Annotated in this window: 19 protein-coding genes and 1 pseudogene; 12 read left to right on the top strand and 8 right to left on the bottom strand. The window is 33.3% G+C overall.

Translation table 11 applies throughout. The features are described from left to right. Positions 1–2 precede the first annotated feature (2 nt). Together ACNC7R_RS14165 and ACNC7R_RS14160 are read left to right on the top strand one after the other, a co-directional pair. Complete coding sequence (locus tag ACNC7R_RS14165) at positions 3–1,421, top strand: gluconokinase (RefSeq protein ID WP_417941717.1); 1,419 nt, start codon at positions 3–5, stop codon at positions 1,419–1,421. Positions 1,422–1,542: 121 nt separating this feature from the next. After that, positions 1,543–2,046 carry a hypothetical protein gene (locus ACNC7R_RS14160; protein WP_278009392.1) on the top strand — a complete coding sequence of 168 codons (504 nt, stop codon included), beginning with the start codon at positions 1,543–1,545 and terminating at the stop codon, positions 2,044–2,046. Positions 2,047–2,136: 90 nt separating this feature from the next. Here the strand turns inward: ACNC7R_RS14160 and ACNC7R_RS14155 are convergent. Further along, positions 2,137–2,640, bottom strand: a pseudogene (locus ACNC7R_RS14155) (YiiX family permuted papain-like enzyme); the annotation flags it as partial. Between the two features lie 12 nt (positions 2,641–2,652). Further along, positions 2,653–2,820, bottom strand: coding sequence for a hypothetical protein (locus tag ACNC7R_RS14150; protein ID WP_417941716.1), 168 nt, complete (start codon positions 2,818–2,820; stop codon positions 2,653–2,655). A gap of 186 nt (positions 2,821–3,006) precedes the next feature. Here ACNC7R_RS14150 and ACNC7R_RS14145 point away from each other — a divergent pair, with 186 nt between their 5' ends. From ACNC7R_RS14145 to ACNC7R_RS14135, 3 genes are read left to right on the top strand one after another with little or no spacing between them, the layout of a single operon-like run. Next, positions 3,007–4,425 carry a Gfo/Idh/MocA family oxidoreductase gene (locus ACNC7R_RS14145; RefSeq protein ID WP_417941715.1) on the top strand — a complete coding sequence of 473 codons (1,419 nt, stop codon included), beginning with the start codon at positions 3,007–3,009 and terminating at the stop codon, positions 4,423–4,425. 9 nt (positions 4,426–4,434) lie between these two features. After that, positions 4,435–5,643: a Gfo/Idh/MocA family protein gene (locus ACNC7R_RS14140; protein WP_417941714.1), complete on the top strand. Its 1,209-nt coding sequence runs from the start codon at positions 4,435–4,437 to the stop codon at positions 5,641–5,643. A gap of 18 nt (positions 5,644–5,661) precedes the next feature. Next, on the top strand, positions 5,662–7,029 hold the full coding sequence (locus ACNC7R_RS14135) for a 3-keto-disaccharide hydrolase (protein WP_417941713.1): 1,368 nt from the start codon (positions 5,662–5,664) through the stop codon (positions 7,027–7,029). 208 nt (positions 7,030–7,237) lie between these two features. On the opposite strand, the gene ACNC7R_RS14130 is transcribed toward ACNC7R_RS14135, so the two are convergent. The 4 genes from ACNC7R_RS14130 to ACNC7R_RS14115 all read right to left on the bottom strand — a co-directional run bounded on the left by ACNC7R_RS14130 (position 7,238) and on the right by ACNC7R_RS14115 (position 9,955). Next, positions 7,238–7,585, bottom strand: a complete 348-nt coding sequence (locus ACNC7R_RS14130; protein WP_417941712.1) for a bleomycin resistance protein — start codon at positions 7,583–7,585, stop codon at positions 7,238–7,240. 42 nt (positions 7,586–7,627) lie between these two features. Continuing rightward, positions 7,628–8,173, bottom strand: a complete 546-nt coding sequence (locus tag ACNC7R_RS14125; RefSeq protein ID WP_417941711.1) for a hypothetical protein — start codon at positions 8,171–8,173, stop codon at positions 7,628–7,630. Between the two features lie 426 nt (positions 8,174–8,599). Then, on the bottom strand, positions 8,600–9,469 hold the full coding sequence (locus ACNC7R_RS14120) for a TolB family protein (protein ID WP_417941710.1): 870 nt from the start codon (positions 9,467–9,469) through the stop codon (positions 8,600–8,602). Between the two features lie 15 nt (positions 9,470–9,484). Next, complete coding sequence (locus tag ACNC7R_RS14115) at positions 9,485–9,955, bottom strand: group II truncated hemoglobin (RefSeq protein ID WP_417941709.1); 471 nt, start codon at positions 9,953–9,955, stop codon at positions 9,485–9,487. Positions 9,956–10,332: 377 nt separating this feature from the next. On the opposite strand from ACNC7R_RS14115, the gene ACNC7R_RS14110 reads away from it, so the two are divergent. The 7 genes from ACNC7R_RS14110 (at position 10,333) to ACNC7R_RS14080 (ending at position 17,943) form a co-directional block, all read left to right on the top strand. Beyond that, positions 10,333–10,881: a type 1 glutamine amidotransferase domain-containing protein gene (locus ACNC7R_RS14110; RefSeq protein ID WP_417941708.1), complete on the top strand. Its 549-nt coding sequence runs from the start codon at positions 10,333–10,335 to the stop codon at positions 10,879–10,881. A 543-nt stretch (positions 10,882–11,424) separates the two neighbouring features. Continuing rightward, positions 11,425–11,754, top strand: coding sequence for a hypothetical protein (locus ACNC7R_RS14105; RefSeq protein WP_417941707.1), 330 nt, complete (start codon positions 11,425–11,427; stop codon positions 11,752–11,754). A 4-nt stretch (positions 11,755–11,758) separates the two neighbouring features. Continuing rightward, a complete protein-coding gene (locus tag ACNC7R_RS14100; RefSeq protein WP_417941706.1) occupies positions 11,759–12,883 on the top strand; it encodes a YncE family protein in 1,125 nt (374 codons plus the stop codon). 240 nt (positions 12,884–13,123) lie between these two features. Then, positions 13,124–14,536: a leucine-rich repeat protein gene (locus ACNC7R_RS14095; RefSeq protein WP_417941705.1), complete on the top strand. Its 1,413-nt coding sequence runs from the start codon at positions 13,124–13,126 to the stop codon at positions 14,534–14,536. 187 nt (positions 14,537–14,723) lie between these two features. Further along, on the top strand, positions 14,724–15,890 hold the full coding sequence (locus ACNC7R_RS14090) for a hypothetical protein (RefSeq protein WP_417941704.1): 1,167 nt from the start codon (positions 14,724–14,726) through the stop codon (positions 15,888–15,890). A gap of 32 nt (positions 15,891–15,922) precedes the next feature. Then, entirely contained in the window at positions 15,923–16,843 is a 921-nt protein-coding gene (locus ACNC7R_RS14085; protein ID WP_417941703.1) for a hypothetical protein, read from the top strand. Between the two features lie 539 nt (positions 16,844–17,382). Further along, positions 17,383–17,943 carry an REP-associated tyrosine transposase gene (locus ACNC7R_RS14080; RefSeq protein WP_417941702.1) on the top strand — a complete coding sequence of 187 codons (561 nt, stop codon included), beginning with the start codon at positions 17,383–17,385 and terminating at the stop codon, positions 17,941–17,943. 408 nt (positions 17,944–18,351) lie between these two features. Here ACNC7R_RS14080 and ACNC7R_RS14075 read toward each other — a convergent pair whose 3' ends face one another. After that, on the bottom strand, positions 18,352–19,014 hold the full coding sequence (locus ACNC7R_RS14075) for a hypothetical protein (RefSeq protein WP_417941701.1): 663 nt from the start codon (positions 19,012–19,014) through the stop codon (positions 18,352–18,354). Between the two features lie 625 nt (positions 19,015–19,639). Beyond that, entirely contained in the window at positions 19,640–20,719 is a 1,080-nt protein-coding gene (locus tag ACNC7R_RS14070) for an efflux RND transporter periplasmic adaptor subunit (protein ID WP_417941700.1), read from the bottom strand. Positions 20,720–20,891: the final 172 nt, after the last annotated feature.

Below are 20,891 nucleotides of genomic sequence, written 5' to 3'. Positions count from 1 at the left end.
AAATGGAAGCACTTTATATAGGAATCGACATTGGTACCACGGCTACAAAAGCAATCTGTTTTGACAGAAACGGAAATGTAATCAGACAGTTTTCGCAGCCCTATCCAATGTACCATCCCAAACCAAATTGGAGTGTTCAGCATCCACAGGAGATTCTGGAAACGGTTTTAAATTGCATCAAAGAAATTACAAAAGAAATTCAGCCGGAGTTTATCAGTTTCAGTTCGGCGATGCAGAGTATTATTGCTATTGATGAAACCGGAAAACCTTTAACAGATGCTGTTTTATGGGCAGATAACAGAGCCAGCGGAATAGCTGAAGAACTGAAAAAATCAGAAAAAGGAAAGTATTTTTATCAAAAAACCGGGATTCCGATTCATCCTTTTTCACCTATGACCAAAATAGCGTGGTTGAAGGAATTTGACTCAGCGATTTTTTCGAAAACCTATAAATTCATTAGCATTAAAGAATATGTCTGGCATCATCTGACACATGAATACTGTACGGATACTGCAATGGCTTCCGGTACTGGATTATTGAATATCCATACGTTGCAATGGGATGATGAAGTTTTGGATTTTCTAAATATAAAAGCTCAACAATTATCCGCTGTTTGTGAGGTAACGCATCAATGCAAAGGTATTTCAGATGATTTTTTGTATGTAATTGGAGGGGGAGACGGTGCTTTGGCCAATTTAGGTACCGGAGCGATGAATAAAAATTGTATGGCGCTAACCATTGGTACAAGCGGTGCAGTGCGATTGCCTATTGAAAAACCTTATGTAGATGAACAGATGCGTACCCAATGTTATCATTTGATGGATAACCAATACCTGACTTTGGGAGCTGTGAACAACGGTGCAATTGTCCTGCAATGGCTTCGCGAAACGTTATTAAAAACAGACCAATCTTTCGAAGTCCTTTTTTCAGCAGCAGAAAAAATCCCCGCCGGTTCTGAAGGTTTGCTTTTTGTACCGTATCTGTTAGGAGAAAGAGCACCGATCTGGGATGCTTCTGCTCAAGGTACAATTTTAGGAATGCAGATTACACATACGCAAGCGCATTTGGTAAAGGCAACTCTGGAAGGTATTTTGTTTGGATTGTTCCAAATTACAGAAATTCTGCTTCCAGATCCCGAAAAAAGAAAACAAACCAAAGTCATGGCCAGCGGTGGATTTGGAAAAAGTGAATTGTGGCTGCAAATGGTTGCAGATATTTTTCAGATGACAGTAGAAACCTCGCAAACCATTGAAGGTTCTGCCTGGGGAGCTGTTTTGATAGGGATGAAATCTTTAGGAATTGACATAACCACCGAAAGCAAAACCGGAAAGACTTTTCTACCGAATGCTGTGCATAGAAAGGTATATGAAGATGCTTTTGTGAAGTTTAAAAAGGTTTATCCTGTATTGAAGGATTTGTAGTTATTTATGGAGATACTATTTAAATACATAGTATCATAGTTTTTCTTAGAAGAAAAGATTTTTTAATTATTTAAATTAATATAGGCTACGCATTATCGACAAACTATTAAATCGTGTATAAATGACAAAAGAAAAATTTATAGAAAATTTCAAACTTTTATTAGTTCATCTTCGTGATTTAACGGAAGAGTTTTGCTTTAATGATATTTCTGAAAACTACAAATTTGTTTTAGAACCAAGTGAAAGAAATGTGAGTGGACATTTGACGAAAGATGAAAATGAATACTTAAAAACATGGAATAAATTAGAAAATAAAGAAATCTCTTTTGAACAGGTTATTGAATTATTATATAAAAATGGAAAAACTCCAAAATGGGCAGATTGCAACATCAAATCATCAACTTTAGACAAAACTGTTGTGAAAATATTTTTTAGTCGTCAATTCAGAGATGAATCAGAAATTTATTATTTGGAAAGAGGAACCGGCCCATTTAAAGCCGTAGTAAATACTCCATATAAAAGTATAGAAAACTCTAGTGAAAAATTTGATGTCAACTGGAAAGAAAAACTTGAAAAAAGCAAAATTAAAAATATATTTTCTAAAATAAAGCATTTTTGGTTTTGAATAATGTGTTGTTATTTAGGTTTTTAAAGCAATTAAGAGTTTTATGTTTTTTCTTTTCTTGAAAAATTTTGGTTAAAAAATATTTATGATTTAATAAGTATCAACCACCGTTACCAATAAATCAGAATCTGCCAGATTAGATGGCGAAACCACTTTTTCTTCCAGCGGAATATCATTACCATATCTTTCTTTTAGAATCTTTTTAACCCTCTCATCATCTAAATTGAAATCTTTCAATTGCTGCAATTTTGATAATTCGATATTTGCTCCATTTTTATAGATTTTCCAGACTAATTCTGAACAATAAATTCGGGTGTCGGTCCATTCAAAAAAAGCATCGTATTCTTTGCCCATAAATTGCTGGCTGTTGTCTTTCATTTTTTGAAGCGTATCCGGAGTCAATATTTGAGCAGCATTTTTTAATCTTTTTACCATATAATTTTGATCTCTTCCATGCGTAATCCAATCGTCCAGACGGGTTAGTTTTACGGGCTGAACAGCTTCAAAAACAAACAAGTTTCCGTTAATTTCATAAATAATTCCGCAATGCGAAAACTTCGAATTGGTTGCAATTCGTACTGCCTCACACTGGGGAGATTCAGAAGTTTAAAAGATAATATCGCCATCCTGAATTTTCTCAGGCAAACTTGTTTCTCCTTTTGTTTTGGCTGCCAAAAACGGATTGTTTGGAAAAACCTGAAGCGTTACATACAGTGCACAACAAAAGCTAAGTAGAAAGGTAATGACGGGCAGGAGGTATTTTTTCTTTTTCATTTTAAATTTTAAAGCTTAAAAGTATTATTTATTTTGTACAGATCAGCAATTATTGAAATGAAACATGCAATAAAAGTAATTTAACGTTTTAGTTTGTTTTGTGAAATAATTCTAAGGATATCCTTTCAAAAGTATTAATTCCTTATATTTAAGCGGAACAATTTTTTAATTCAATAATTTGTACATATGTTTAATGATGATTATTCAAGAAGGAAATTTTTAAGGGATGCCTTATTAGCATCCGTTGCTCTTGCGACACCTGATTTGATAATGGCTGCAGGAAAGGCTTTTGCCAGTGTTGATAAAGTCAACCTTGCCTGTGTTGGTATCGGTAACCGTGGTGCAGAAATTATTAAAGCATTATACGCTACAGGATTAGCTAATATTGTAGCACTTTGTGATGTGGATTTGGAAGCACCGCATACATTGGAGATATTAAAAATGTTTCCTGATGTTTCAAGATTTAAGGATTTTAGGCAGATGTTCGATAAAATGGGAAATCAGATTGAAGCCGTGTCAATTGGAACACCTGATTTTTCTCATTTTCCTATTACCATGATGGCAATTGGTTTAGGAAAACATGTGTATGTAGAAAAGCCAATGGCGCGTACTTTTAACGAAGTAGAACTGATGATGAAGGCTGCTGCAAAGCACCCAAAAGTGGTTACACAAATGGGAAATCAGGGACATTCAGAAGAAAATTATTTTCAGTTTAAAGCATGGAAAGAGGCTGGGATCATTAAAGATGTTACCGCTATTACCGCACATATGAATTCACCAAGACGCTGGCACAAATGGGATCCAAAAATTACTTCGTTCCCGCCAGCAGAACCTATCCCTGCAACTCTCGACTGGGACCTTTGGCAGGGGCAGACAAAGGGTCATGATTTTAACAAAGATTTTATCAACGGACAATGGCGCTGCTGGTATGACTTTGGAATGGGAGCTCTAGGCGACTGGGGCGCACATATTCTGGATACAGCGCATCAGTTTCTGGATCTCGGACTTCCATACGAAGTTGATCCTTTGAAATTAGACGGACATAATAATTTCTTTTATCCTATGTCGACTACGCTTTCTTTCAAATTTCCAAAACGTGGTGATATGCCACCAGTAGAAATAAAATGGTATGATGGAGTAGATAATTTTCCTCCAATACCTGAAGGATACGGTGTACAAGGGCTTGATCCCAATATACCGCCTCCTAGTACAGGTGCCATTGAACCTGCAAAACTTAATCCGGGCAAAATTATTTACAGTAAGGAACTCACCTTCAAAGGAGGATCTCATGGCAGTAAATTGTCGATTATACCTGAAGAAAAAGCAAAGGAAATGGCTTCTAAATTGCCTACTGTCCCTATAAGCCCGTCTAATCACTTTGCTAATTTCCTCAAAGCATGTAAAGGAGAAGAAGAAACACGTTCGCCTTTTGCAATTGCAGGTCCGTTAAGCCAGGTATTTTGTCTCGGCGTTTTGGCGCAATGGACTGGTGAAAAAATTGTTTTTGACAGAACAAAAAAAGTGATCACAAGCAGTAAAAAGGCCAATCAATTGTTAATCGGGCCTCCGCCACGTAAAGGATGGGAAGAATATTATAAAGTGTAATTTTTATTTATGAAACGCAGGGATTTTATTCGCCAATCGGGATTATTTACCGCTGGAATGTTATTGCATCAGCAAATGCTGCATGCTTATTCTTTTACTGAAACGGCAAAAATAATTTCAGTTGGAATAATTGGCTGTGGCGACAGAGGTAAAGGGCTGGGAAGTGTCATTAACAGCATGCCGGAAGAATTTCAGTTAAAGGCTGTTTGTGATGTATTACCTTTCCGTCTGGATCAGGCAAAGAGACTGGATGTACACAATACTATCCGTTACGAAAAAGACTATCGTAAACTGCTCGATGATAAAACCATTGATGCGGTTGTTATCGCCACGCCGCTATACAATCATTATGAAATTGCAGCAGCGGCCATTCAGGCAGGAAAGCATGTATATCTGGAAAAAACAATGACCTACAATGCAGACCAGGCGCTTGATCTGGTTAAATTGGCGCAGCATCATCCGAATCAAATTTTACAGGTGGGACATCAATACCGATACACACCGCTTTATTTTAAAGTGAAGCAGATGATTGATAATGGTTATCTGGGTAAAGTAACACAAATAGATTGCCGATGGGATCGTAATGCAAATTGGCGAAGGCCAGTGCCTTCCGGTTATACGGATAAGCAGGTGAACTGGCGCATGTACAAAGAATATTCAGGAGGTTTGCCTGCTGAGTTATTATCACATCAGGTAGATTTTATTAACTGGGCTTTTGATACCCATCCCGATGAAATTTACGGAACCGGCGGTATTGATTATTACAAAGATGGAAGAGAAACTTTTGACAACATACAAACTATTCTTCGTTATAAGAAGGAAGGAATGATCGGAAATTTTGGGGCTACCTGCGCAAATGAAAAAGACGGATATCTTTTTAAGTTAAAAGGTACAAAAGGAACAATAGAATTGCTAATGGACGAAGGAATATTTTTTCCTGAGAAACAAACCAGAAAAGAACTCGAAACAGTTGATGGTGTTACCGGTGCTTCAAAAATTGAATGGAACAAAGAGGGTGGGACTCCCATTGTCAAAGAAAAAACAAAAGACGGCAGCTGGTATGCACTACAGGAGTTTTATAAAACGATTACAACCAATTCTAAACCGGTTTCAAATGTCATAACCGGTGCCAAAACAGCTTGTTGTGTGCATCTGATGAATAAAGCAATTTATAAAGATGATATTGAAAAATGGAAGCCTGAATATGATCTTACATAAGAATAAACAAAAACGACTATGAAAAAAATCACAATAATTTTTTTGTTATGTATTGCCGCCAATGGTGTTGCACAAAACAAAGAATGGAAATCCTTATTTGACGGAAAAACACTCAAAGGCTGGAAACAAGTGACCGGATCTGCACCTTACACTGTAGAGAATGGAATGATTGTAGGCACAACGGTTGATAAATCACCCAATTCCTTTTTAGTGAGCGATCAAAAATTTACCGGAGACTTTGTATTAGAAATGGAAACTATGTTATCTGGTGCAAATACCAATTCAGGTGTACAGTTTAAAAGTAATTTTGACCCTAAGGTAAATAATGGCAAAGGGCGTGTTTATGGCTATCAGTATGAATTAGATCCTTCAGCTCGTAAATGGAGTGGGGGGATTTATGATGAGGGAAGAAGAGAATGGCTGTATCCGGGATCCTATAATCCGGCAGGACAGCAGTTTTTTACACTGAACGTTTTTCATAAAATACGTATCGAATGTATAGGTAACTCAATAAAAACATGGTTAGACGATGTCCCGATTTCTTATCTGGTTGATTCTTTAGCTGTTAATGAGGGACTTCTTGCTTTGCAGGTACATTCTATTGGAAAACCGGAACATGCCGGGATTAAAATATGCTGGAAGAATATCCGTATTCAGACAAAAAATATAAAACCACTTCCTTTTCCAAAAGGAATATATGTTGTTAACCTTATGCCCAATAACCTTATTCTTTATGAGCAGGAAAGTGGCTGGAAATTGTTATTTGATGGAAAAAGTACATCAGGCTGGGTAGGTGCCCATAAAACTACTTTTCCGGAAAAAGGCTGGGAAGTAAAGGACGGTGTTTTGAAAGTATTGTCATCGTCCGGTGGTGAATCTACAAACGGAGGAGATATTGTGACTAAAGAGAAATACAAAGCATTTGATCTGTCTGTCGATTTTAAATTAACGAAAGGAGCAAATAGTGGTATAAAATACTTCGTAACACTTAATGAAAAGAGCAGTGGATCAGCTATAGGCCTGGAATATCAATTGCTTGATGATACACTGCATCCGGATGCAAAATTAGGTCGTGAAGGGAACAGAACTCTTGCTTCGTTATACGACCTCATTAAATCGCAAAAATCAGCACGATTTTTTAAGCAGCCCGGTCACTGGAACACGGCACGTATTGTTGTTTACCCTAATAATCATGTAGAACACTATCTTAACGGAATTAAAGTATTAGAATATGACCGCGGATCTCAGGCTTTCCGTGATTTGGTTGCGATCAGTAAGTATAAAGTATGGCCAAACTTTGGAGAGGCTCCGGTAGGACATATTTTAATTCAGGATCATGGCAATGAAGTAAGTTTTAGGAGTGTTAAAATCAGAGAGCTGAAATAAATTAGTTACTTTTTGGATAACCATACATAATAAAGCCAACGGTTTAGGTTGGCTTTGTCATTTAATTATTTTTTGACAGACTTTCTCTTTTTAAGCTTGAGTTAAAGCATTGTCTATATTTCTTTCATTAAAAGCAGTATAAGCTTTGTGAATTATATCTTTAGATTGATTTTGCATAGAATACTAGTTTTATTGGGTTTGTTATTTCTTACTGTATGCTCTGCCCAAAAGTAAGCAGATTATTATCAGGATCAAGCATCGAAAATTCCTTTTGTCCCCAAGGTTTAATTTGCAAAGAACCGTTAGGGTGTATCTCTGCTTTATTATCTAAGAGTGATTGATAAAATGTATCGATATCGTCGGTTCTGATATAGACCTGTCCATAATTTTCATTTGGATTAAGTTCTTTAAATTCAAAGAAATGAATTTGTATATTGTCTTTTTGAAGCATTAAATAATGATCAAAATCGGCATTTCCAAATTCCTCAAACTCTAGTTTATTGATGTAAAATTCCCTAGTGATAGTTTTATCACGAATAGGTAATTTTGGAAGCATATATTCGATATTATTTTGTTATTTAATTTGATTATAGTTATACTATAACTGTCTCATTTTTTGAAACATTTCTTCATACTTTTCTTTAAACATTCCTTCTGCTTTTTCGGGAAATGCAAATCCGTCAGGTCCTACATAAATATGAATAGTATTTTTATCCTCATTTACTTTTCTTACAGTATGATATTTGATCAGCCAGGCATCGTAATGTTCTATTAGTTTTGATGCTTCTCCTAACAGTTCCGGAGGCAGGTGATGTCCATTTTCTAAAAGAATATCACGTATTTTCTTGTTCGAGTTGTACATTATTTCGTCTTCAAAGTTGGGGTCATATTTTTTTAGCTTCGAATACGTATTTTCAAATGCAAGCCGGGTTCTGTTTAAATGCGTATAAACCTGTCCAAGGAGTTCAGTAGTCTGTTTTCGCCATTCAAAGTCGGTATTGCGTATTTGTGCAATTTTATCAAATTCATGTTTGATTTCAGCATTGCTTCTTTCGGTCTTTTTATGAAAGTAATACACAATAGCACTGGTTAAAATTGTTGTTATTATTGAGCTGCCTAAAATTGTTTTCAATAAGTCTTCCATATCGTTTCTGTTTTTTATATGTTATTTCAGAATATTTTTTCAGTCTAAAACAAAAATCAATTGTCATAGGATGAAGTATTCTTTTTAATAGTAAGCAATTTGTAAAAAAAAAAGTTAATTAAAAGATAGTCAGTTTTTTATGTTTTTAATCCTATGTATCTCAGTTTTTCTAAACTAAATCTTTTTGAAAGACAAACTCAAATCATATTAGCGATATTGGAATCTCTCATAACCTCAATTCTGTCCGCTTCAGTTCCCAGAAATTTTTCAATTTGTGGTTTGGTAATTACTTTTAAAACAGTCTTTTTAATAGCCTTAATAGAAAAGAAAGTTCGGAAGATTTTGGGTTGAAAAAGAATCGATTGAAACGATTATATTGTCTTTGTAACGAAGCCGAATGGTCTGCTCTTTATCATTAATTGCAGTTTATTTGTACTTATTGCTATAAAATTCAATGAAGTACAGGTTTTCCTTAAATCGATCTCCCTCTTTTTCCTGCCTTGAAAAGTAAAGCCTTTTTTCTTTTTGGTGAACAAAAGGACAGAACTCTGAAATTTTTGAGTTAATCGTGCCGCCTAAATTTTTTGGAGTTGTCCATCCATCTTTTCTTTTAAATGAAATATAAAGGTCAACTTCTCCAAACCCAGATTTATCTGAGGAAAAATAGATGATGTATTTTCCATCTGGCGAAATGTAGGGATTAGATTCTCTTTCGTTAGTGTTGATAGGGAAGCCCATATTTTGAGGTTCCTGATATTTTCCATCCTTTAATATAGAATAATAAATATCAGATAATCCTGTTTTGTTGTCGTTCTCTTTCATGAAATAAATTGTGCCGTCTTTTGTCATTGAAGCATACGACTCAGAAGCATCAGAGTTAATGTTGCCTTCCAGTCTGTAAGGTTGTGACCAGCCTTTGTTGCTAAGTTTTACTGCCCAGATGTCAAAATCTTTTCTGTCGGATGTTCTGTTCGTGTTTCTGTTTGATTGAAAAAGGACTGTTTTGCCATCAGGAGAAAATATAGGGTCAATGTCTTTCCATTCTCCATGTGCTGATGAAAAAGAAGCAACTCGGGGTTGAGTCCATTTTCCATTTTCTTTTACAGATTCCATTATAGTCAATGTGTCTCTTTTTCCTTTCGATAAAACCCATAATGCAGTTTTGGAATCCGGTGAAATCGTTAAACCAAATACACCGCCGTTAGAAATAGTATTGGGTTCAAAAAGTTTAGGAGATATCTGCGCCTTGATGAAAAATGTCAAAAAGAGAAGAATAAAAGAAAAACTAATTTTCATATTGATTTTAATTTTTTAATTGATATAGGGACCGCCAGTTGCGCCCCAGTCCCATTTTGGCATAGGGTCGTTTGAGTCTGTTGGATTTTCTGTCAGCTGAGAATTTATAACAGCCAGACGCGTGCCCCATTCGATATAACCAACGAAAGCCGAACGGAATTCAGGGTCGCTTTTTAATCCAATTTCATCTGAAGTTTGCAGAAGCAAATGAACCCAGCGCTGTCTCATTTGTTCTGTCAGCATTTTGCCAATATGTTTTCCAATCATTTTTGCATGGCTGCCATCGTCATTGGAAGTATATAATTTTTCACCGCCAAAAACTTCAGCAACAAAATGTGCTACGTGTTCTACATGATCAGGAGACATGTTTTTAAAGACTTCGCCCAATATTTCGTCATTGAGTACTTTTTCGTAAAATTTCGAAAATAAAGTTTCAAAAGTCTTCATGTCGCCTGCCCATTCATACAATGTTGGTATATTTTTCATTTTAGCTGTATTTTTCAATAATTGGCGAATAAATAAAATATTGGTTTGATTTACAGTATGTTATTTTAATTCAAAAATATGAAAATTTGCTTACAAATGATATTTACTTTTATAAAAGCCTGTGAAAATGAAATGATGCCTTTAATACAAGATTCCGTTTTTCGAAATATCTTATGGTCGGACTTTAATCATATAACCCTCTACTAAATAAAATAGAAATCAATCTTATATAATTTTACTTTAATTTTTAATAATGATCTGAATAGTAATTAATTAACTTTTAGTAAAGAAAGCTTTAACATGGTCTGTTTTTGATTGGCTAACCGAATAAGTAATTTTAGATAAATCAAATTAATAACACATTAAATTTTAAAATTATGAAAAAGAATATAGCCATATTAGCCACAAACGGTTTTGAAGAATCAGAATTAGCATCGCCTAAAGCTTATCTGGAAGAGCAGGGCTGGAATGCCGATATTATCAGTTTGAAATCAGGAACAATCAAATCCTGGAAAGACGGTAACTGGAGCAAAGAATATAATGTTGATGTAACATTAGATCAGGCAAATGAAGCCGATTACGATGCTTTGGTTCTTCCGGGAGGTGTTATAAACCCTGATTTATTGAGAAGAGAAGAGGCAGCAGTACATTTTGTACGCTCCTTTTTTGAAAGTAAAAAACCAGTAGCGGCTATTTGTCATGGTCCTCAGATTCTCGTAGATGCTGATGTTTTGCAAGGCCGAAAAGTAACTTCGTTCTTCTCGGTTAAAAACGATTTAAAAAACGCCGGCGCAGAATGGGAAGACGCAGAAGTAGTCGTTGACAACGGATTGGTGACCAGCCGTAACCCGAATGATTTAACGGCTTTTAATAAAAAAATGGTCGAAGAAATTAAAGAAGGAAAACACGAGCGTCAGACAGTGTAAAAAGATTAATTAGTTTTATCAGGTTACACAAAAAAATGCAGGATCAATTTTGGTCTTGCATTTTTTTTGTAATTGAAAGTGTAATTACACATAATTACATAAACGTTTAAAATCATTCCTTTATTTTTTGATAGGTGGTGTCGTTTTAGGGGAACATATCGGGCAATTATTTACCATTGTCTGGACAATAATGATGACATCGGCTTTTGCCCAAATCCAACTTTTTCCTAAATGGATAATTTGGATTGTTTGGCTAATTATGATTGGTGTTACAATTAGAAAACCGAAACTTTACTAACCAAAGCGGTAGTCTTTACATAAAAAAGAGTTCTGAAACTCTATAAAACATTGGTTTTTAAGCCATCATTTAAAATGATCAAAGGCTCTACTAAAAAGCTTTCAGTTTTATAAGCTAAATATGTGAAATAAAAAATCACTATATATAATGATTTTTTTAGTATTCAAGATTTGTAGTTTTGAAAAGACAATATTCATTGTTTATGGAAATAGTAGAAAAAAGCAACCATAATTAAAAACGACTCAGTGTCTGAAGATTTAGCAACCGGAAACCAGCTTTTCATTGTTCCTTATGATAAGGTTAGAGTATCCGTTTCTTATTCCAGAAATAGAATAACATCTTGTCATCAATTTTTATATAATGGTTTTGTTTACACCAGAGCTGATAATGAACCAGATGAAATCATAAATGATGATACCGTTTCCAATCTAGGAATCAATTATGATTTTAAGCTCTTAGATTCTTTTAAACTAGACTTTCAGGTTTTAAATGTTTTCAATGAAAATTATGAAAGCCCAGAAAACAGACCTATGACAGGTCGAAATTTCAATATGTATTTAATTTTAAAATTTTAATATTATGAAAATTAGCAATTTACTTTTAATAGCGTTTGGTATTTCGTTATTTATCTCGTGTTCAAATGAAGTTGAAAATGACGTTAAAAATGACGTTAAAAATGAAGTTGATAACAAAAAAAACACCGCTAATGGAGATTATTCCAATGGATTTTTTATCCTAAATGAAGGAGGTGCAGGTCAGGGAACAGTATCATTCTCTAGTAATGATTTTGGGGTTTTTACAAAAGATGCCTATACTGCAGAAAATGGAAGTGATTTGCTTGGAAAGGATGCTACAAGTATCTTTTTTAACGGCGACAATGCTTATATTATTGCCGGAGCATCAGATGTTATAACTGTTGTTAATAGATATACATTTAAATTAATAGCTAAAATTGACACAGGTCTTAAACAACCTAGATATGGAGTAGTAAAAGATGGTAAGGCTTATGTGATCAATTCTAATAAATATATTGGTTGGGGAGGCGCTTGGGATAATGATGATAGAGATGATTATATTGCTGTTATTGATTTAGCCACAAATAAATATGAATCTAAAATTGATTTGAATGCATCAGCTGACAGAATTATTGAAAAGGATGGTAAATTATATATGACGGAGTTTATAAACAATAATGACAATTTAAATTTATTGTTATTTGTTGTAGATATTGCCACAAAATCTTTAGAAACGCCAATAGTAATTACATCCGAAGCATATACTGATGCACTTTCGATGGAGGAAAAAGATGGAATTATATATATTTTAACAAACAATTATTTCCAAAAAAGCAAAAACAAAATAGTAAAAGTAAAAATAGCAGACAATACTATTTCTAGAATCACATTCCCTGAAGCTTTAGGCGAAGCTAGCTTTATGGATATTTATGACGATAAAATTTACTACACTGTAAAAAATTCGGTTTACGCCATAAATACTAATGCGACACAGGCTACAACGACACCAATTGTAACAGCTCCTACAGAAGCTTTTTATGGATTTGCTGTTAATAATAATCGTATTTATTTGGCAGATGGTGGAGATTATAAGTTAGACAGTAAAGCTTATGTGTATAATTTAACTGGAACTTTGCAAAAAGAATTAACTGTAGGTGTGCGACCAAATGGTTTTTACTTCAATAATTAATACATGGATAAGATAATACGTTGTTGATTCAGTAGTTGTGATATTCTGTTGAATGAATTAACGTATTAACCCGACAAAACGAATGGCAGAAAGTGCTGGGCAAAATCTAAAAACTAAACCTTTACAATAGAAAAATAATTCAAGTTAAAAAAGTTAACTATGAAAAGTAAAAAATCACTATTCATAATGATTTTTTTAGGATACAAGACTTGTAATTTTAAAAAAAATAACATCCATTTTATGAAAAAAAAAGTCCCCTTTAAGTTATTAAGTTTACTAGTAATACTAATGACTACTTTAGCTAGTGCACAAACCTTCACAGTCAACAACTTAAAATATACTATATTATCTGGATCAACTGCAAGTATAAGCGGATACGATTCTAAGCCAACAGGGATTTTAAATATTCCCAGTACTATTACTAATGCGGGTATTCAGTATACTGTTATAAGTATTGGTAATGACACTTTTTCTAATTGTACAGGATTAACGACTGTAAGTATTCCAAATTCGGTTACAAGTATTGGTCATAATGCTTTTATAGATTGTTCAGGATTAACGTCTGTAAGTATTCCAAATTCGGTTACATTTATTGGCGATTATGCTTTTTCTAAATGTAAAGGATTAACCTCTTTAAATATTCCTAATTCTCTTACAAGTATTGAGGCTGGCACTTTTTCTAATTGTTCAGGATTAACGTCTGTAAGTATTCCAAATTCGGTTACAAGTATTGGTGATGGTGCTTTTAATGGTTGTTCCGGACTAACTTCTTTAAGTATACCAAATTCGGTTACTAGTATTGGTCAGGGAGCTTTTAATTATTGTCAAGGATTAACGTCTTTGAGTATTCCAAATTCGGTTACAAGTATGGGTCATAATGCTTTTCAAAACTGTACAGCATTGAAGTCTGTAAATATTTCAAATTCTCTTACAAAAATTGGTATTTTTACTTTTGGTTATTGTTCAAAGTTAACGTCTGTAAGTATTCCGAATTCGGTTACAAGTATTGGTAATAATGCTTTTGCTTATTGTTCAGGGTTAACGTCTGTAAGTATTCCAAATTCGGTTACAAGTATTGGTCATGATAGTTTTTCTAATTGCACAGGATTAACGTCTGTAAGTATTCCAGATTCGGTTACGAGTATTGGTTATTTTGCTTTTACAGATTGTACTGGCCTGACGTCTTTAAGTATTCCAAATTCGGTTACAAGTATTAGTCCTTATGCTTTTAAAAACTGTACAGCATTGAAGTCAGTAAATGTTGGCTGGGCAAGTCCTTTAATTATAGATAACTTAGTTTTTTTAAATATTAATTTAAAAAATGTTGCGTTAAATGTTGCTTCTCCGGGTAACGTTGATGACTATAAAAAAGCCTATATATGGGAAGATTTTGCTTCTTTTAATCCCGTTTTAAGTACAAAGACTTATTTATTAGACAAGAGCATACTAGTATTTCCCAATCCAACTAAAGATTTTATCTCTGTTTCGGGTTTATCACAAACAGTAAGCTATAATATATTTAGTATTTCGGGAGCTAAAGTGTCTAATGGCACTGTTTCTAATAATGAAAAAATTGATGTTCAAAGCCTGAATAATGGAGTGTATTTTATGGAATTAGAAGAAGGTCATACGACTAAATTTATAAAAAAATAACTTAGTTTATATGTTGAAGAAGTTTTGTTTTGAATTAATAAACAACGAGTTGCATTTGTTTCAGCTTGTAATGTATATGATTTTGATGATAATAATCAAATTCAAAATATCACCTCTTATTGTATTCAAAAAGCTAAAAATCACTAACAGAAAAAAGAACAACGAACAGCAAATTAATATTTAAAAAATGATAAAAACAAGAACAATAACTGCTCTAATCCTTCTGACAATTACTGCAATCTTTATAAGTTGTAGTAAAGATGATAGTGTCAATCCGAATCCGAATCCGAATCAAAATTCAATTAATCTTGAAGATGCTAAACTGAATAACTTCCGATTATTTGGCATTACGCCCGTTTCAATCAATATTACACAACCCAGTATTGTAAATAATAAAGAAACGGTATTTGGGAAGATTGATATTGTTGTACCCAACACTGTTTCTTTGAACGGAATTGCTTCTTCCATTACATCAAATGAATTAAACCTAAGCAAATTTGCTATTCTACCAGGTAACAGTACAATGCTGAATTATGAAACACAAAATCACGTACATACTATTGTAAATGTGTTGGATAATTCGCAAGAATTATTACATTACACAGTAAATATTAAAAAAGAAGTAACACCAACACCATCTACATTAACAGTCGGTGATTTTAAATTTGAAAAAAGTAAAAATCCGCAATTGCCTAATGATGTAACTATTGAAAGACGCTTTGACGAAAATGCAAACAGACAAGTCATTTATCTATTTGTACCTAAAGGGACTGATTTTTCAAATTTAAAACCAACTGCTACATTTGATGCAGAAGAAGTATTCTATACCCAAGACTCTTCCATCCCGCTCTCAGATGTGAATACTCCATATCCAGCTGTAGCAACCAGTTTTGATTTTGCTTACCCAAAAAGTTTTATAATTGTTTTAAGAGACAAAGTAAATAACAGGTTAAAATCGGTCAATGTATTTGTTGATGTGAAAGATCCCGTAGAATTTACAAATACAGATATCACAACACCTAATATAATTGCTTCAACTTCTTCTACAAATTTTACAGCCATTATCGATTGGAGAAATGTGGGAAACCATAAATTAAGATTTCAAGCAGCAACTACCTATGAAAATTTAATACCAAATACAACCTCAAACCTTATCACTTCGAGTATGACTTTTATTGGAGATGGTATCATACCTAATCAAAGTGCTGGCGTAAATGTTCAAGTTAAGGGTAATTTGCCAGTCGGTCCATACAAAACTACAGCTGTTTTTTATACAAAATTTACCGGACACGATGCGATAAACGATTTAGTTAAACCTGCTAAAATGAATATTACTGCGAACATTACAAATTAAACTAAAACAACAATAAAACAAATAGTACAACTATGAAAAAGACTGCATTAACATTACTTTCTTTGTTTTTCTTATTATTCAGTTGCAATACAACTGACGACTCAGATTTACCAAAGCTTGAGGAACCAAAGCCTGAGGAACCAAAGAGTTATATTAAAACCATTGACTTTTCTTCTTCAGTAAGTTCTCCTGCTACAATTAATGACCTTGATGTTGAGAATGGATATCTTTATTTTATTCATAAAATCGGTATTTACAGAATTAACCTTAACTCAGATGCAAACACAGCAGAGTTTATAATTGAAGATGATGAACACTGGCCTTATACACTAAAAGTAATTGGCAACAATTTATATTATCAAGGTCTTTATGGTTGGACTATTTCTGACGATATCAAACAAGTCGATTTGAACTCTATTTCTAAAGGAGTAAAAGCTACCTATCCTATCAGAGGAACTTCTAGATCACAATTGTGTAAAAATTCAGGTAAATTATATTATACATCAAGCATTGATGCCTATTCGGCTCTTAATAATTTTTACGAATTTAATCCATCAACTACCCATCAATTAATCGCCACAGGTGACTACATTGTACCTAAAAATTTGAGAATGGTAGGTCAATTCTTGTATTTTTCATCTTTTGATGAGATTCGAAAATTTGATTTAAATAAGCCATCAGAAGAATCTTCAATTGTTTACACAGTTCCTAAGCAAGAAAAAGAAAGTAAAATTAGAGGATTTGATATCAAGGATAATATTATTTACTATACACTAGAATCCAGTAATAAACTCTATTCTAAAGACTTAAAAATTGTAAACCAAGAGCCAAAAGTTTTGGGAATCAATAATAATAAAGATGGCGTGGGATATGGGAAATTAATTTTGTCTGACAAAAAGTTGTATGTTGAAAAATTGACAGACTCACAATTAGATGTTTATGGGATTAAATGATTAACAGGCAAAAATCGATTTTTCGAGTGCGACTAAAAGTATCGAAAAAATGACGATTTTTAAAAAAAAATATAATCTCCGAGCTCCCACACGAATCCTTTCGTGTGTCTCGTCCTAAAATAAGTTTACATATTTATACTTAATCCCGAGCTCCCGCACGAATCCTTTCGTGTGGGCTTTTGAAATCTAATTTTCTTATTAGATTATAAGTAATTGTTTGTCATATATAAAACAACGATATATATTTACAGAATAATCTTATTTTTTTTATCAATAAGTAGAAATTACAAATTTCATAATCCTGAAGGATTGTATTTTATAAGTTTTGCAGTTGTGGGATGGTTAGATGTATTTACCCGAAATGAATATAAAGATTTGTTTATTGAAAGCATTGTCTATTGTCAAAAAAAACCCGAGCTCCCGCACGAATCCTTTCGTGTGGGCTTTTGAAATCTAATTTTCTTATAGATTATAAGTAATTGTTTGTCATATATAAAACAACGATATATATTTACAGAATAATCTTATTTTTTTTATCAATGAGTAGAAATTACAAATTTCATAATCCTGAAGGATTGTATTTTATAAGTTTTGCAGTTGTGGGATGGTTAGATGTATTTACCCGAAATGAATATAAAGATTTGTTTATTGAAAGCATTGTCTATTGTCAAAAAAACAAAGGATTAGAAATTCATGCATGGTGTATTATGAGTAATCATGTACATTTGGTTTTTCGTAGTATAAAAGGACAAAAACCTGAGTTATTAGTGGGTGACTTAAAAAGGTTTACCAGTAATTCAATAGTAAAAAGCATACAGGAAAATCCAAAAGAGAGTCGAAAAGAATTTCTGTTGGATTTTTTCAGAAAAGAAGCCCAAAAGAGTTCAAATGTAAAACATTACCAATTCTGGCGTCATGATAACAAACCAATAGAGTTGTGGAGCAATAAAGTAATTCAGCAAAAAATAGACTATGTGCATAATAATCCGGTAGAAGCTGGCTTAGTATATAAACCTGAAGATTATGTGTATAGTAGTGCTATAGATTATTCAGGACAGAAAGGTCTTATTGATGATGTAGTTTTATTTAGAATGTTTTAAGTATAAAACTCTGTTTTTAAAAGTTATATACGCTCCCGCACGAATCCTTTCGTGTGGCGTGTGGCTTTTGAAACCTAAATTTTATCATTTTGTACTCGTTGCAAATAAGCACCAAAGAGGTTTTCATTATTTTTAGAAGCAGAAAATTGGTCCTGATAATAGCTTTTAGTCCTGCTGTCCTTCCAATCTTTTATTTTTTAAAGGAAAAAATAAAAGGATTTTCCCTGCCATCGGGGCTACATTAGAAATTTAGTTTTTTTATGGTGATATAGTAATATTTAGAATGCTTTTTGAGGTATAAGAAAATCTGGTTTTCAAAAGCCACACGAAAGGATTCGTGCGGGAGCGGGGCTTCATTGTTCGTGCTACGCACGCAACGAATCCCTTGCTGTTGTGTGCTGGCTTTATTTATTTAATTAATTCATCTATCTTTAGATATTTTCTGATATATTTTAGAATATCTTCTGCATCATTTTCAACTTTGTTCATTTCTGAATTATATGTATTCCAAATACCAACACTATTAAAATTTTTCAAAGATTCACTATTTGGGAATTTTGTTGGCAGTTCTTTAGAAATATCGGTCAGTACTTTTCCAACTAATGTTAGGTTCTCGTGAATTTTCTTTTCAAATTCATTTATTTTTTCTTTAAGTTCTTCAGGTAAAAGAGGTGAGGCTGACAAGTTTTTTAATTTCTCAATTTCCTCACTATATTTAATTGTGAAATCAATTTTACCATATTCATATTCATTCCACTCATTCAAAATTATTGCTGGATTTGTAATTTCAATTTTCTCTTTTTTGCTTTCTTTTTCGTGGTAATTAGGTTTAGTAAAATGCTTTTCCATAAACTTTTGCGTAACAACTGAACCTGCTGAATTTTTGAGCATTTCATCAACTTTTTCAGCATCGATTTCTATTTCCTTTTTAAAAAAATGTTCAATAAAATCCAATTGTAAAAGTTGTGCATTTATTTTCAAAATGTTATCAATATCAAATTGATTTGTAAAATCTGTTTCACCTTTATTTTGAAAGAATAATAATATTTCTTCAAATGCTTTAATTTGCATTTTAAAAGTCTCAGTTTTAATCGGTGTAAACAATGACTTTTTTGCTTGTAAATAACTTAAAATTGTAATTGTTAAAACGCCACCAAAGAATAAAATGTTAAATAAATCTTTTAATGTTGTAACAAAAAAAGAAATTTCAATATTACTTAATTTTCCTTCACAATATATTTTGTAAATAATTTCAAAAAATAAAAGGAATATTGTCAGGAATAATATTGAGTAAGTAATAATTCTAAACATTTTTTCATTCCATATTTTTTTCAAAAAGTTCTTTATTTTCATAATGTTGTTTTTAAGCTTGCACACAACTAATTTATATGCGAATAAATTCAACATGTTTTATTCCAAATTGGTATGTTATGCGCATGTTTTGGTTCGTATTATTTTTTCAAATATAATTTATTTATAACGAAAATTCATCAAATAAATCTTTAAAGTATTATTTTACAATAACGGTTTTATGAAACCAAAAACCCTAGCCCTGATAGAAGGGAAAATCCTTTTGTGCCGGGGTTCGGCACAAAAGATTGGAATGATAGCAGGAATCAGCTCCATAAAAAAATGCTGCAAAACCTAAGTCTTACAGCACTTTCAAACAAATCAATAATTAATTAAAGCGTACAGGTTATTCGTTTATGACATCGCCTTCCTTAATTTCTTCGCTGGCGATTTTTATCAGTTTGTCTTTCGGGTTCAGGTCTCCAAATATTTCAATTTTATCGTCTATTTCCCTTCCTTTTTTTACATCCACTCTTGTGGCTTTGTGATTGACCACTTTGATGACAAACATCCCTTCGGCAGAACTCACCAAAGCCGATTTTGGTACTACAAACGTACTGTCTTTCGCGTTAAGCGGCAATAAAACTTCGGCTACCATTCCGGGTAATAAATTGCCTTTGGTGTTGTGCACATCCATTTCGACACGTTCAGAACGTAATTTCAAATCCAATGCTCCTGACATTCTGGTGATTGTCGCTTTAAACGTTTCCGGCAATGATTTTACGTTAAAACTCATTTCGTCGCCATTGTGTAAATAGCCGGTGTACAATTCGGGAACAGAAACTGCCAGACGCAATTTGTTTTGCTGCTGAATCGTCAATAATGGCGAACTTGAACTAGGACCAACAAAGGTTCCTAAATTCACGTTTCTGGATGCCACAACTCCATCAAACGGAGCACGGATTTCAAGATAACTTCTCATGATTTTTACCTCTTTATGCGCTGCAACGGCTGCCTGATATTGTGCGTAGTCAGAGTTCTTTTTTCCGCTAGCCATTTCCAGGTCGTTTTTAGAAATCGTTCCTTCGACCTTGCTCGTTTCGTACAAACGGTTGTAGGTACTTTTGCTGGTCGCATAAATCGCTTCCATAGATTTCAGCCTTGATTCGGCTGCAGCCAGTTGTGAACTGATTTCCGGAGCTTCCAGAACAATCAAAAGCTGTCCTTTGGTTACTTTTGAACCAATATCTACTTTTAATGTTTTTACGAAACTGCTCACTTTGGCATACAAATCTACCTGTTGGAAACCGGTTAATTCGGCCGGTAAACGCAATTCGGTAGTCAGTTTTTCTTTCTCTAAAAGAAACGTTTCTGTTTTAGGTTCGATTGCTGCCGTAACCACTTCTTCCTTTTTGGAATTACAGCTGTTCAGGAAAAATAATGCTGCAAAAAACAGCGGGCTGTATTTTATAATTTTAGTTTTCATTTTTTGGTTTTATATAAAATATGATATAATGTCTTATTTAAACTGTTGGGTATAATTAGTTTTGGATGATAATTTTTCGTCAGTTCGAGTGATCCCGATTTTTCATCGGGATTGTATCGAGAACAGAAAAGTTATCATTAAAAACGGTTCTCGATATATTTTTTGTTCCGTT

Origin of the sequence: Flavobacterium adiutor (assembly GCF_048282555.1) — a bacterium.
Lineage (GTDB): Bacteria > Bacteroidota > Bacteroidia > Flavobacteriales > Flavobacteriaceae > Flavobacterium.
The sequence above is the reverse complement of the archived record's forward strand: the minus strand, read 5'-3'. Positions and strand labels throughout refer to the sequence as shown.